12 protein-coding genes are annotated in these 14,578 nt (G+C 27.7%); 9 read left to right on the top strand and 3 right to left on the bottom strand.

The features are described 5' to 3' along the window. From G534_RS08820 to G534_RS0105535, 8 genes are all read left to right on the top strand, one after another. A partial coding sequence (locus tag G534_RS08820; RefSeq protein ID WP_027348249.1) for a transposase occupies positions 1 to 208 on the top strand: 208 nt, incomplete at its 5' end. Positions 209 to 679: 471 nt separating this feature from the next. Then, positions 680 to 1,474, top strand: coding sequence for an ADP-ribosylglycohydrolase family protein (locus tag G534_RS0105570; RefSeq protein WP_027348248.1), 795 nt, complete (start codon positions 680 to 682; stop codon positions 1,472 to 1,474). 22 nt (positions 1,475 to 1,496) lie between these two features. Further along, entirely contained in the window at positions 1,497 to 2,213 is a 717-nt protein-coding gene (locus tag G534_RS0105565) for a cytochrome c biogenesis CcdA family protein (RefSeq protein ID WP_027348247.1), read from the top strand. A 17-nt stretch (positions 2,214 to 2,230) separates the two neighbouring features. Beyond that, positions 2,231 to 3,370: a bifunctional peptide-methionine (S)-S-oxide reductase MsrA/peptide-methionine (R)-S-oxide reductase MsrB gene (msrAB, locus tag G534_RS0105560; RefSeq protein ID WP_027348246.1), complete on the top strand. Its 1,140-nt coding sequence runs from the start codon at positions 2,231 to 2,233 to the stop codon at positions 3,368 to 3,370. Positions 3,371 to 3,526: 156 nt separating this feature from the next. Beyond that, on the top strand, positions 3,527 to 3,784 hold the full coding sequence (locus G534_RS0105555) for a DUF4177 domain-containing protein (RefSeq protein ID WP_027348245.1): 258 nt from the start codon (positions 3,527 to 3,529) through the stop codon (positions 3,782 to 3,784). A 315-nt stretch (positions 3,785 to 4,099) separates the two neighbouring features. Further along, positions 4,100 to 7,531, top strand: coding sequence for a CAP domain-containing protein (locus G534_RS0105550; protein WP_027348244.1), 3,432 nt, complete (start codon positions 4,100 to 4,102; stop codon positions 7,529 to 7,531). 318 nt (positions 7,532 to 7,849) lie between these two features. Beyond that, positions 7,850 to 9,016, top strand: coding sequence for a Fic family protein (locus G534_RS0105540; RefSeq protein ID WP_027348243.1), 1,167 nt, complete (start codon positions 7,850 to 7,852; stop codon positions 9,014 to 9,016). Between the two features lie 185 nt (positions 9,017 to 9,201). Continuing rightward, positions 9,202 to 9,426: a hypothetical protein gene (locus tag G534_RS0105535; protein WP_027348242.1), complete on the top strand. Its 225-nt coding sequence runs from the start codon at positions 9,202 to 9,204 to the stop codon at positions 9,424 to 9,426. 151 nt (positions 9,427 to 9,577) lie between these two features. On the opposite strand, the gene G534_RS0105530 is transcribed toward G534_RS0105535, so the two are convergent. The 3 genes from G534_RS0105530 to licT are packed head-to-tail and all read right to left on the bottom strand — an operon-like array spanning position 9,578 to position 13,329. Beyond that, on the bottom strand, positions 9,578 to 10,555 hold the full coding sequence (locus G534_RS0105530) for an ADP-ribosylglycohydrolase family protein (protein WP_027348241.1): 978 nt from the start codon (positions 10,553 to 10,555) through the stop codon (positions 9,578 to 9,580). Between the two features lie 25 nt (positions 10,556 to 10,580). Next, the gene (locus tag G534_RS08030; RefSeq protein WP_034596033.1) at positions 10,581 to 12,470 is read right to left on the bottom strand and encodes a beta-glucoside-specific PTS transporter subunit IIABC; all 1,890 of its coding nucleotides are present in this window, start codon (positions 12,468 to 12,470) and stop codon (positions 10,581 to 10,583) included. 1 nt (position 12,471) lies between these two features. Next, positions 12,472 to 13,329, bottom strand: a complete 858-nt coding sequence (gene licT, locus G534_RS0105520) for a BglG family transcription antiterminator LicT (protein WP_027348240.1) — start codon at positions 13,327 to 13,329, stop codon at positions 12,472 to 12,474. A 608-nt stretch (positions 13,330 to 13,937) separates the two neighbouring features. Here licT and G534_RS0105515 point away from each other — a divergent pair. After that, a complete protein-coding gene (locus G534_RS0105515) occupies positions 13,938 to 14,444 on the top strand; it encodes a GNAT family N-acetyltransferase (protein WP_027348239.1) in 507 nt (168 codons plus the stop codon). The last annotated feature ends 134 nt before the right edge of the window (positions 14,445 to 14,578 follow it).

Genomic DNA, 14,578 nt, shown 5'->3' with positions numbered 1-14,578 from the left:
TAAACGTGGCTCTCCATATCTTAGATGGGCTTTCCTCAATGCTGCTAGGTTAGTAGCTATGAGAGATCCTTGCTTTAAAGAATATTATCAGAGAAAGAGAAAGGAAGGTAAACACCACTTCGTTGCTCTTACACACGTTGCTAAAAAGCTAATTAGAGTTATTTTTAAATTACTTAAAACAAACACTCAATTTGTTCCTCAGACTTAACTTCATCTTTTAAACTAGCCTTTTATTAAGGCTTATTTGTCATGCAAATTTTTATTAAATTGTCTTTTGGTATATCTTTCATAAAGTTATTTATTTTATACTTGACTTCATATAGTTAGTCTTTATTGTTTATTTGATACATCTTAATTATACCATTTTACAATAAAAAACCTTATTTATTAGAAAGAAACTTTATTTAATGGGTAAAGAACTCATGATATGGTTTTCATAAATTAGGAAAAATAGAGATTTGTCGCTATATTACAATATGTTAATAGTTATTTCATAGACGATGGTTTGTATTTTAACATTACAAAACTTCATATATATTTTTTATTGTAATATTTATGCACATAGGTTCTACATATATAGATGATATATTTTTGGGGTATAATCATACTATATTTGTAGATCAGAATAATAAAATTTAAGAGTTTAAAAAGTGTTTAATTAAAGGAAAGAAGGTGTATTATGTTAGGTGCAATAATTGGAGATATTGTTGGATCAAGATTTGAGTTCAATAATCATAGAAGTAAAGAATTTGAATTTTTCACATATGAATGCTTTCCAACAGATGACAGTATTATGACTTTAGCAATTGCTAAAGCTATTTTAGAAAGTAAAGAAAACTATAGTGAATTATCAGAAAATACAGTTAAATTTATGCAGGAGATTGGTAGAGAATATCCTGATTGTGGATATGGTGGGAGATTTTATCAGTGGATGTTTTCAGATAATCCTAAACCATATAATAGCTTCGGTAATGGTGCAGCTATGAGGGTTAGTGCAGCTGGATTTGCTGCTGAAAGTTTAGAAGAAGCGAAAGTTTTATCCAAACTTGTTACTGAAGTAACTCATAATCATCCAGAAGGAATAAAAGGAGCAGAAGCTACTGCTGTTGCTATATTTCTTGCTAAAACAGGAAAGAGTATTTCAGAAATAAAAGATTATATAAAAGATAATTATTATTCATTAGATTTTAAATTGGATGATATTAGAGAAACCTATAAGTTTAATGAAACATCACAAGACACCGTGCCTCAAGCTTTACAATCATTTTTTGAATCTGTTGACTTTGAAGATTCTATTAGAAATGCTATATCAATCGGAGGAGATAGTGATACAGTAGCAGCTATATGTGGAGCTGTTGCGGAAGCATATTATGGGGTTCCAACAGATATACGTAAACAAGCATTAAAATTTTTAAACAAACAATTACTTGATATTTTACTAGAATTTGAAAATAAATATGGTATGGAAATATAAGAATAAAATTTAAGGTGGTCTCATGATACAAAATGAATTATTAATAAGTTCAGTATTTATAGCTGGATTTTTATCATTTTTTGCACCATGTACATTTCCTTTGATACCAGCATATATTGGATTCATGACGGATGAATCAGGGGAATATAAAAAAATTAAAATTGGAAGATTTGAAATTAATAAAGGAGCCATTATAAAGACGATGGCATTTGTTCTAGGCCTTTCAACTAGTTTTGTTATTTTAGGTTTTGGAGCAGGAATAATAGGAAAGATATTGAATAACAAATGGGTAATTATAATTTCCGGATTTTTAGTATTTTTACTTGGTATTCATCAAATGGACTTAATTCACTTTGAAAAAATAAATAAAATCAAAGGAATTAGATTTAAGAATGATAAGAAAAAAGCTTTAGGGACATATTTAATGGGGATATCATTCAGTTTAGGATGGACACCATGTGTTGGGCCTGTTTTAGCCGCTGTCTTGTTGACGTCTGCGAGTAGTGGACAGCAATTTTATGGAGCATTTTTAATGCTGATTTATTCAATAGGCTTGATGATACCATTTTTAATAATGGCAATCGCATCAAGTGTATTGATGAATAAATTTAAATTTTTTGAAAAACATTTAATTACGATTAAGCGAATTGGTGGTATTTTAATAGCCTTAATGGGAATAGTGTTAATGAGTAACCAATTACCAAAAGTAACAGCGTTTTTCAACAATTTATTTAATTAGATGGGAAATAGAAAAATATGAAAAAGAGATTTTTATTAATCGTATTTGCAGTTATTTTTTCAATTACAGCATGTACAAGCAAAAGAGATGTAACAAACAGTGATGAGAAAAAGAAAGATGAAATAAGAAAACAAATAGATGAAATTATTAGTCAACATCAAAATGAAAATAATGATGAAAATCCAAATGATTCAATAGATTATTCTAAAACAAAATTAAAAACAATATATTTAGCCGGTGGATGTTTCTGGGGTGTTGAAGCATATATGGAAAAAGTTTATGGAGTAGCAGATGTTGTAAGTGGATATGCAAATGGAAACACTGAAAATCCAACTTATGAAGATGTTTTGTACAAAAATACAGAACATGCTGAGACTGTAAAAGTTGACTATGATCCAGAAAAAATTTCATTGGAGAAAATACTAGATTATTATCTTTTAGTTGTAGATCCGACAAGTTTGAATAAACAAGGAAATGACAGAGGTACGCAATATAGATCTGGTGTTTATTTTACAGATGAAAATGAAAGAAAAATAATCGAAGAAAGACTGAAAAAAGAGCAAGAAAAATATAAAGATAAAATAGTTGTAGAAGTTCAAAAATTAGAAAATTTCTATGAAGCCGAAGAATATCATCAAGACTATTTAAAGAAAAATCCAAATGGATATTGTCATATTGATATTTCAAAAGCGAATGAAATTATTATTGACCAATCAAAATATCCAAAACCTTCAGATGAGGAATTAAAAAAGAAATTGACAGAAGCTCAATACAGGGTTACACAAGAAAATGATACAGAACATGCATTTTCAAATGAGTATTGGGATAACAAAGAGAAGGGGATATATGTGGATGTTGCAACAGGAGAACCATTATTTGGTTCAACGGATAAATATGATTCTGGTTGTGGTTGGCCGTCATTTACAAAACCAATTTCTAAAGAAGTAGTCACTTATCATAAAGATTTTAGTTTTAATATGGAGAGAACAGAAGTTAGAAGTAGATCTGGAGATTCACATTTAGGACATGTATTTGATGATGGACCAAAGGAATCTGGCGGATTAAGATTTTGTATAAATAGCGCATCTATAAGATTCATTCCTTTGGAGGATATGGAAAAAGAAGGATATGGGTATTTGACACATATTATAAAATAAATGGAAAATAATTTTTTTCAATTAAATATATATAAGAGTTGTAAATGCATAAAAATGTATTTGCAACTTTTTGTTTTGCTATTGTTATTTATTTACTTATTTATATTTTTAATGTATAATAATAAAAATTTATTTGTTAAAAGGAGAAAACTTAATATGTTTTGGGATGATGAAGTTGGTAAATCAAGTAGCGTAGGAATGGATAAATATGTTGTTTTACAAGTAGTACTTACAGAAAAGCTTTTAGGAACAGGATCAGGAATTAATAGTTTAACAAATTTACAAAGAACAATAAATAAACAGGCAGCTTTAGGGTATAGATTACACACTATAACTACATCATCATCTGGATCAAAAGGTTTTCTAGGTGGAGATAAAATACAAGCAACAATGGTATTTGAAAGAATTGATTAAATGAATTAAATAAGAGATTTAAAACAAGAGCATCTATAAACTATTAGATGCTTTTTTTATCGCAAAATAACGGGATATTGAATAGATATAATTGAAAATATAGATGAAAATAAAAATACTAAGATGTATTCATTTAAATATGCATTATATATTGAATAAAAAATAAAAATAACATATAATTAAACTGTTAAAGTTAATTATATATCAAATATGAAAATTGAATAATTTTCAAAGAAAGTTATTTAAAAACAAGAAGGTAATTGCTTGAATTATATATTTGAAAATATCATATAGGAATTTTAGGGGGGATATTTTATGAAAAATTCAAAAAGCTTTAAGAAAATTAGTTTTAAAGCGGCTATTGCTACCACTTTAGTTGGTACACTAGTTAGTAATGTATCTGTACAAGCATATGTAGAAGCAAAAACTTTTTCAAATACAGAAAACAATAAATTTGAAAAATATAGTAGATTAGCTCCTTCAAATATATTAGAAGCTGAAGAAAATATAGAAAAAAGTGAACAAGAGATTAAAAATAAAAAAGAAGATCTTGACAATACTAAAGAAGAATTAAAACTTGATGAAAAACAAAAGAGTTTAGAGGGAGCTTCTGAAAATACACAAAAAGCTTCTAATAATTTAAACATTAGTCAAGAAAAACTAAACACAGCAAAAGATGAATTAGAAAAAGCAAAATCAAATCAAATAGAAGCTAAAGAAAATCTTGAAAAAGTAACTAAAGAAACAGAAGAAGCTAAGGCTAAATATAATAAGATAGCAAAAGAAAATCCAAATGCTTCTATGGAGCTGGAAGAAGCGAAAAAATCATTAGAAAAATCTGAAATGGATTTAACAAGTAAAAAGGAAGCACTTGCAGAGGCAAAAAATAAAGAAGAACTTGCTAAATCTGAACTAGAAGAAAAGCAAAAAGAATCAGAAACAGCTAAAGCTGAAATGGAAAAAGTTGAAAAAGATTTAGAAAATAAAATAACAGAAAAATATAATGCTGAAAAATCTTTAGAAGAAGCTAAGGCAAACCTTGAAAAGCTTACAAAAGATAATCAAGAATATGACGATGCTAAAGAAGAAGTAAATCAAGCGCAAAATAAGCTTGATAAAATAAATGAAGATTTGAAAGATTTCAAATCAAAACTGGATCAAGCTAAAGAAAATGAAACTAAAAAAGAATCTCAATTAGAAGAAAAACAAAAAGCTTTAGAAGAAATTAAACATGAAAAAAATGAATACGAAAAAGAACATAAACGTCTTTCAGAAAATGTAGAATCTGCTAAAGCCAAGGTCGATACTTTAAGTAAAGAATTAGATAATAAAAAAGAATTAGAAAACCAATCTCAAGAAAGCTTAAATAATGCTAAAGAAGATATAAGAAAATCTGATTTTGAATTGAATAAAGCTAAAGAAGAGCTTTCAAACGCAAAAGAAAATACAGCAAAAGCGACAGAAGAAAAAAATAAAGCTGACGAATTAGTTGAGGCTGCAAAAGTAGCTGTAGAAACAGCTAAAAAGAATATGACTCTTAGCGATGCAGAAATACAAAAAGCTAAAGAATTATGGAATGAGGGTTCTAAAGGTTTTTATGAAACTATGGGCTCACAAAGAGCCTTGGAACAAATGGAAACAAACTTTGTAGTTCAAGGAGATACAAAGCCAATAAAAGACTATACTAAAACAGGAGATGAAAAGGACGCAACTTCATTAGAAAATATGAAGATCGCCATTGAAACTTTAAAAGAAGGTAATGATCTCAGAGTAAAAGGTGACAATAATTTTGATCCTATGTCAGCATTGAAAATAACAGATGAATTAATGGCCGCAGCTCAAATAAATGCTAATTATTCATCTAATGCAGATAATGGACATTCAGGAAACTGGGGTGTAAATCACGCAATAAATGGTGAAAACCTATCATGGGGTGGCGGTAGCCCGTATACTAGATCAAGTGCATCTTGGTATACATCTGAGAAAGCTATATATGATGTAGATCCTTCAGGTAAATCAGGAGTTGTTGGGCATTATACTAACTTAATGAAAAAAGAATTTTTATATACTGGTTTTGCTACAACTACTAATGCTCCTAGATATTACATATCTCATGCTCAAGTATTTGGCAGAGGTACATCAGATCAAGACTACACTTATGAAGAATACAAAGATCGTTTTATGAAATATTATAATGACCTAAAACAAAGAAAAGAAGGTGTAAATCCTGAAGGTCAAGAATCTTACGACAAAGCATTAGCTGAATTGAAAGAAGCTGAGAAGAAACAATCAGAAGAAAATGAAAAATTAAAATTAGCTCAAGATGCTGAAAATAGCAAAAAGGAAGCAGTAGATAATGCTGAAAAAGAAAAAGATGATAATATTGCTAAATCAAATGAAGTAGAAAAACAATTAGAAGATGCTAAAAAAGCTACACAAGAAGCTCAAGAGAATTTAAATACTGCAAAATCTAATCAAAATATTGCAGAAGAAGCTCTAGATAAACATATTGAAGCTAATTTAGACCTAAATAATAAGATTCTAAATATTGAAAAAGAAGTGAAAAAAGCGGAAGATGAACTAAATGTTGCAAAAGAATCTACGACAAAAGCTCAAAAATCTTTAGAAGAAAAAAATAAAGAAAAGACTATTGCAGAGGAAGGATTAGAAAAAGCAAAAGAAGATTTATCTAAAATCAATGAAGATATTTCAAAAGCTACAGAAGATCTTGAAAATGCAAAACAAAAACTTGAAAAATCTAAAACCGATTTAACAAAATCTCAAGAAGCTAAAGATAAAGCAAATAAAGATTTTCAAAATAAAGAAAAATCCAAAGAAGAAGCTGTAAATAAATATCAAGAAGCTCAAAAAGAAGTAAAAACAAAAGCTGAAGAAGAGAAAGAATCTCAAAATGCTTTAGATGAAGCAAAGAAAAAATATGAGCAAGTTAAATCTGCTAACGAAGAATTGACTGAAGCGTTAAAAAATTATGAAGATAAACTTGATCAGAAAAATAAAGCTGAAACTACTAAAGTCGAAGCAGATGCCTTAGTATCTAAAAAAGAAAAAGAAGTTGATGATGCTAAAAAATCTTTAAAAGAAGCTAAAGAAAATCTTGAATCAGCAAAATTAGTTAAAAAGCAAGCAGAAGAAACATTTAAAGAAGCTGAAGCTATATTAGCTGATAAAGAAAAAGAATACAAAAAAGCAGTTGCAAATGAAATTAATGCTAGAGTAGAAGCAATGCAACTTCTTAAGATAATTAAAGGTGATAAGTCTGAAATTACAAAAGAGTCTGTTGAAGATTTAATATTGGGAGCTAATGGAAGTCTAAAATATTTCACAGGAATTTCAATAGATGGTAAGTTTATTCCTGCAGATGAGTTTATTTCTAACGAAGGGTCAACAATTGTAAATGTACTTTCTAAATATTGGAACACTCTTGGACTAGGAAAACATACATTCCAATTTAACTATACTTATGGTAAGTCACCAGTTGGTAGCTTTACTATAGTTAAAAATACAGAAACTGAAAAACCAACAAAACCAAGTAAAAGTAAAAAACCAACAAAACAAAGAATAGGTCATAAAACTATGAAACCATCTAAATCAATCAAAGGTAAGAACGCTAAATCAAGAAAGAACCCAAAAACAGGAGATTCATTTGGACTTCTTTCATATGGAATAATCCTTGCAAGTAGTTTATTAGCTTATACCAGAATAAGTAAAAAGAGAGATGAAGAATAATTTTAATGATTTCTAAAAAGTCTCAAATATAATTTAATAATATTTCAAACGGAATGTAATCTGTATTCTACAGAGTTACATTCCGTTTAATTTTTTTTAATAGATATTAGTGATTTGAAATTAACTTTGTAAATCTATATATAAATGGTGAATATGCAGCCTTGACTTCTGGGCAATTTATAGAAGTGGAAAAACCAGCAACTAATGAAATTACTGAAATAAAAGATAAAAACACTTATCTTATTTCAAATAATGTTGATTTTATGAAATAAGATTGATATAATTCTATTAGTATTTCAAAAGAAGGGAAGAAGCAATATGCAAAAAGAGAGAGCTGGTAATTTTAGAAAACAATTATCAGGAGAACTATCGTATTTTTCATTTATGCCGACAAAATTGCCTCCTAATCCACCAATAGAAATTAATGATGATATTATTGAAATTTTAGTAAAAGCTCATAATGTGTTAGCGATACTTGATGACAGAGCGAAAAACATTTCAAATATGGATTTATTTGTTTCTATGTATGTTCAAAAGGAAGCACTCTTGTCTTCTCAAATTGAGGGAACACAGGCGACACTAGAGGATATTTTTAATCCGGAAATATCTTCTAATATAAATGCTGACGTTGAGGAAGTTGTGAATTATGTAAAAGCAACGAATTATGCAATTGAAAGATTGAATACATTGCCAATTTGTAGCAAACTTTTATTAGAGACACATGAAATTTTGCTATCTGGGGTGCGAGGCAAAGAAAAGAATCCTGGAGAATTTAGAAAAAGTCAAAATTGGATAGGGGGTCTTGGATCTACACTTAAAAATGCAAGATATATTCCTCCTGCTGTCGATGATATGAAAGTAGCCTTATCGGATTTAGAAAAGTATATAAATGAAGAAAATGGTTTAGATCATTTAATTCGAATTGCATTAATCCACTATCAATTTGAATCGATACATCCATTTTTAGATGGAAACGGACGTATAGGAAGACTATTAATTATACTTTATTTACTTGAAAAGAAAGTTATAAAAACCCCTGCACTATATATTTCGTACTACTTGAAACAAAATAGAATTGAATATTATGACAGAATGACTGCTGTAAGAGATACAGGAAATTATGAACAATGGATAAAATTTTTCCTTGAAGCTATTTACAAAAGTGGCAAATCAGCTATAGAAACTGCCGATAAACTAATCAGTTTAAAAGAAAAAAATATTAAACTTATTGAAAATGAACAATTTACAAAAAGTACTCAAGAAACTGTAAAAAAAGTATTTCAATATTTAGAATCACATCCAATTATCGACATTTCAAAGACTGCAAAAGATCTATCTATGTCATATAATACAATTTCTAAAGCTGTACAAAGATTAGAGAAAATAGGAATTTTGAAACTGGCAAATAATCAGGAAAGAAATAGAGTTTTTATTTATCAAGATTATGTTGATATTCTAAGTTTGGGGACAGAGTTGGAAAATTAGCAGAATTATGTTTACTTTCCACCAGTTTTAAATGGTAGTATAAATAGATTTAAAATTAAAATCAATCATAAAATGAATGATTATAATTAGTAATGATTTTTAGATAAAAACAATATTCAACAATTTGAAGAATATAAAAATATACTCCAAATAATATTTGTAAGCATAGGAGAAAAGATATTTCATTGTTAAATTTTGAAGGGTATTATGTAAGTGCAGTTTATAACTCGTATTATGACGATAATGCTATAATTGTAAGGTTAAATAATCCTACGTCACAATCAATGAAGTTAGAAAATTTAAACTTAGACGATAATTATAAATTTGTAAATGCTATTGAAGAAGTTATAGCTATGCAGGATGAAATTAAACCTTATGATTTTGTATCGATAAAGATATATGAAAATTAAACTTGATTTTCTTATTGGAGAATATTTAAAATGTAAAAAAATCCATGGACATTCAGAATTGTTCATGGATTTTTTTGATTGATTATTATTCGAAATTTTAAAAGAAGGGTTATTTTTAATGTAAAAATATTGTTAATATCAAATTTTATTCTTATAGAATATAATCATTAAAATTAATCATATTAACTTTTTCAATTTGTTTAATCATTTCTAAAGGAATAGTTTGAGGTTTGTAAATACCACAAATTCCAGTTGCTATAGCTCCTATAGTATCAGTATCTCCTCCTATCATAGAAGATAGTTTTGCACATTTTAATGCATTTCCATTACTCAAATCAAATAAAGCGATCGCTACAGGTATAGTATCTATTGTTTCCATACTACATCCAATTTCTGAATATAATTTGTCTAGAATTTCCTCTTCAGAAATACCTTTTTTAGATAATTCTACAATTATTCTAGCTTGTTTTATCCTGTAACTTAAGCTTGCACTCGGCCATTGAAAACCTAAATATTTTGTTTTTTCATAAACATCATATACAATACTATACATTTCATCAATATTATTCCCGCCTTGATAGAAGTAAGATGCTATGGCTGCTATAATTGAAGCTCCACTTAAAGCTATATTAGTATTGTGTGTTGCTTTACATATATTTACTACATTTTCTATTAATTTATGTGGAGTTATATAATCGGAGATTAAACCGATAGGTAATATTTTCATAGCTGCACCATTAGTAGTTCCAAATTTTCCAGATTCTTCAATACTTTTCCCTTCTTCTATTTCTTTTAGTGCTTTAGAAGTTGATGGACCAGTAACAAAACTGGCGATTGGAGAATTAGTGCTCCAATATTTTAATTTTCTTAAATAATTCGTAGAATTAACTTTACCATTATTTTCTTTAAGCATTTCCATAATCATTAAAGTATTCATAGTATCATCAGTTATAGAATAAGCCTGTCTATTTTTTGAAATGATGCTATAATCAAGACTCTCAAAAGGTTCGCTAAAATCTAAATTGTTTTTTTTGATCGTTTCCCGGCTAAGCATTTCAGTAGGCATACCAAAAGCGTCGCCAAGAGCAACTCCATAAAGCATTCCTTTAATTTTATCTGTTTTTTTCATTTTCCCTCCAATTAATATAAAAGTATTAATAAAACAGTTTATCTATAAAGCTTATTTTATCTTTGTACGTTTTATTTACATGTTTGAAGCTTTCAGAATTTTCTAATATTATTATTACAGTAGGATCATAGCCTTCTTCTCTAATTTTTTCTATTTCGTATTTTATTAAAATATCTCCTTTTTTAACTTTAGAATTTTCATTTACAATTTTTGAAAAATGTTTACCTTTCAAGTTTACGGTATCTAGTCCAACGTGGATAAGAACTGATTCTCCATTATACCCCTTAAGACCGACAGCGTGTCCTGTTGAGAACATAGATATAACTTCTCCGTCAAAAGGAGCAACTATAACTCCTATTTCTGGTTCAATTGCAACAGTCTTTCCTAGTAATTCATTTCTAAATGTACTATCTTCTACACTTTCCAAATCAACAATATTACCTTCTACAGGTGAGTATATTTCTATTTTATTTAAGTTTTCATTATCGTTATTTTCTTTATCTGATTGAATAGGATCATCATCTACTTCCTTAAAAGTGATAACTGTTAAAACAAAGGCTACAATCATAGTTATTAAAGTTGCTATTAAGGCTATGATTAGATTTCTAGTTTCACCGTTAGGGTTGATAAATCCACTAAAACCTAACAACCCAATACCTAAAGAATATTGTACGGCATTAAATAATGTTATAATTACACCACCTATTGCGGCGCTTATACAACTTATACCAAATCGCTTTTTATCTTTTAATGTAAACCCATATATTGCTGGTTCAATAATACACATAAAACCTGAAATTATTGCAGGTATTGAAGTTGCTTTAAGCTTCTTATTTTTTGTTTTAAAACCTACAGCCATTGTAACAGCTGTTTGAGCGAATGATGCGGTAAACATCATTGGCCATAAAAAATCATATCCTAAAGTACCGAAGTTTGTTATTGCTAGAGTTATTAAAGGCCAATGTAAACCAAAAATAACTAATGGTTGATATATTAATGCAACTATAATAGCTGTAAGTATAGGACTTAATTTATATAAAGAAACAGTTATCCATCCAATAAAAGATTGAAGAATATTGGCAACTGGACCAATAATTAAAAAACTAAGCGGAGCTGATATTACTAATGTTAGAAATGGAACAAAAGCAAAGCCTACTATATCATGAATATAATTTTTTAATAACTTTTCAACCTTTGAAGCAAATAGTGTAACCAAAATTATAGGGATAACTGTAGTAGAATATCCTGCTCCTGGGAAAAATATTGGGAGTCCTAAGAAAGATTTAAATGCTACCATTTCAAAAGGACTTTCACTGAATATTTTTAATAGAGAATCTCCCCCTAACATAGCCTCATTTATTCCAGGATAAATTAGAGTAGCTCCTAATATCATTCCTATAAACTTATTTAGTCCAAAAGTTTCAGCACTTGTATATCCTAATATTATTGGGAAAAAGTAGAATAGAGCATCTCCTAAAGCGTTTAGAATAATATATGTTCCAGAACTATCTTTTATTAAATTTGTAGCAATTAATATTGAGATTAAACCCTTTAATAACCCGGTTGATACAAGAACTCCTAGTGTAGGTGTGATAATTCTAGTTATAACATTTATAAATTTATTGACTAAGCCTTCTTCTTTTTCTGGGGAGTCATCAACTATATTAATTCCTATTATTGAAACTATATCATCGTAAACATCACCAACTATATTTCCAACAATTACTTGATATTTACCGGCAGACTTATTTGTAGATATTATATTTGGATTTTCTTTTAATTTTTTATCGTTAATTTCATTAAAGTTTTTTACTTCAAATCTTAATCTTGTCATACAATGGGTAACATTTTTAATGTTCTCTTTACCACCTAAATTTTCAATTATTTCTTTAGCTAAGTCTATATATTTTCCCATATTAATCTCCTTTATTATTTTTTTTAGATTCTTCTATAACTCGTTGTATATGAATGGTTAAATATAACAATTCTTCTTTTGTTACTTGCTTATTATAAATTTTTTCGATATAAGATTTTATTAAGTTTGCGCATTGAAAACAATTTTTATATTTTTCTTTTATCATTTCCAATAAATCATCATAATTATTATTTTCATAAGACTGATATACAAACATTCTTTGACCAAAAAATCTTAAATGTGTAATAAAACGATAATAATATAAACTGTTTTCATCAAATTCAATTATAAAATATCTCTTAACAATATTAAGAACATCTTTCATCATTTCTGTAATTTTATAAGAGAATAAGTCTTGGGATTCTGTAATTGTTGCGTTTACAATGTGAAGAGCAATAAAACCAACTTCATCAAAACTTAGATTAACATTAAAACTCTCGTTAATAGTTTTAACAGCATCCTTAGCTAAATTAAATTCTTTAGAATAAAATCTTTCTATTTCTGGAAGTAAATTATTAGTAATGACAATACCTTCTTTGTATCTTTTTAGTGAAGAGTTTATGTGATCAATTATATTTATGTATATAATGTCATTAATTTTTTCTCCCATTTCCAACTTTATATTAGAAATTATTTTTTCTGAAACTTCAATAACATCGATTGGTATATCGTTTATAAGTTCCATAAAGTTTTTATTTATTGCTGGATTAGATAAATCAAATATCTTCATAATTTTTGATTCATCTACATTATCACCTGGCTTTTTCCCGAAGCCTAATCCTACTCCCATAAGAATTTTTTCCTCGTTATTACCAACGATAACAAAATTATTGTTTAGAACTTTTTTATTTGCATCGATACCTCCTTTCTTTTATAAATAAAAAAAGCTAGATCGAAGAGCGTAGCATTCCTACGTTCATCGGTCTAGCTTATTCAATGTTTCAGAATAATTACTACCCTTTATATAATTATATTATACCACTTTAATATATTTTTTCCAGTGAATTAGTATTATATTTATATACGGAAAAGATTAGATTTAAGATGATAATAATATAATCTAAAGAACAATAAAAAAGATTAGTAAGAGATAAAAATTTTGAATTTTAAATAGTATAAATTTAGTAATATTTGCCTCTATATTTTTAAAAGAAACTAAGATGTACTCATAGACTGTTGACTAATACCCTATAAAAAATATAGTATATTATTAAAATAAGTGTAAAAAGGTGATGATTTATTTGTTATAGGAATTTGGGAAAAGATTAAAAGATTTAAGAAAAAACATAGGTTTAAGTCAAGGTAAATATGCACATTTATCAGATATAGAGGAAATAGAAGGAAATGACTACAATCTAATATACCTATATATGTAAATACATTTGAATAAGAACCAATAATCTTACCAGAAGTAGCAATTGAAATAAAAAAAACTATAATAAATACCAAAAATTTAGGAGAGTAGAGATGATAACAAGATTAACTAAAGATCATATATTATCTATAAATAAAAATTTTATTGAACAAGGATGGGAGTCTAGAGAAAAAGTATTGAATGATTATTTTTACGAACAACAAGTTGGAAAAAGGATTGTTTTGGTTTATGAAGAAAACAATGAAGTAATGGGATATATTACTCTTATAAAAAATCCTATAAGTGGTCCATTTAGTCTGATTAATATTCCTGAAATTGTTGATTTTAATGTTTTTGAAAAATATCAAAATAAAGGTATTGGGCAGAAATTGTTAGATGAGATTATATGTTTAGCTAAGAAAACAAGCGAGTTTGTTGGAATAGGCGTAGGATTACATTCTGGTTATGGTAAAGCTCAGAGAATGTATATAAAAAATGGATTTATACCGGATGGAAAAGGTGTGTATTATGAAGGTGAAATACTAACTCCTTATACAATTTGTAAAAATGATGACAATTTAGCACTTTATTTTATAAAAAAAATAGGTACGAATTCTTAGATTATAAGTGATTAAAAAAACTTAAACTTTATACAGAGATATTTAGAAATATTTGTCTCTGTTTTTTTGTCCTATTTTCTATACAAACTTAGGCTTAAATGTCCAAGTTTTGGATCTATTCTTTCTTAGTTATA

The sequence above is a fragment of the Helcococcus sueciensis DSM 17243 genome (genome assembly GCF_000423145.1).
In the GTDB taxonomy this organism is placed as follows: domain Bacteria; phylum Bacillota; class Clostridia; order Tissierellales; family Peptoniphilaceae; genus Helcococcus; species Helcococcus sueciensis.
The sequence above is the reverse complement of the archived record's forward strand: the minus strand, read 5'-3'. Positions and strand labels throughout refer to the sequence as shown.

Bases quoted from the DNA above. Each gene is read 5' to 3' on its own strand.
- G534_RS0105570 (WP_027348248.1), top strand. From the start codon at position 680: ATGTTAGGTGCAATAATTGGAGATATTGTTGGATCAAGATTTGAGTTC.
- G534_RS0105565 (WP_027348247.1), top strand. From the start codon at position 1,497: ATGATACAAAATGAATTATTAATAAGTTCAGTATTTATAGCTGGATTT.
- msrAB (WP_027348246.1), top strand. From the start codon at position 2,231: ATGAAAAAGAGATTTTTATTAATCGTATTTGCAGTTATTTTTTCAATT.
- G534_RS0105555 (WP_027348245.1), top strand. From the start codon at position 3,527: ATGTTTTGGGATGATGAAGTTGGTAAATCAAGTAGCGTAGGAATGGAT.
- G534_RS0105550 (WP_027348244.1), top strand. From the start codon at position 4,100: ATGAAAAATTCAAAAAGCTTTAAGAAAATTAGTTTTAAAGCGGCTATT.
- G534_RS0105540 (WP_027348243.1), top strand. From the start codon at position 7,850: ATGCAAAAAGAGAGAGCTGGTAATTTTAGAAAACAATTATCAGGAGAA.
- G534_RS0105530 (WP_027348241.1), bottom strand. From the start codon at position 10,555: ATGAAAAAAACAGATAAAATTAAAGGAATGCTTTATGGAGTTGCTCTT.
- G534_RS08030 (WP_034596033.1), bottom strand. From the start codon at position 12,470: ATGGGAAAATATATAGACTTAGCTAAAGAAATAATTGAAAATTTAGGT.
- G534_RS0105515 (WP_027348239.1), top strand. From the start codon at position 13,938: ATGATAACAAGATTAACTAAAGATCATATATTATCTATAAATAAAAAT.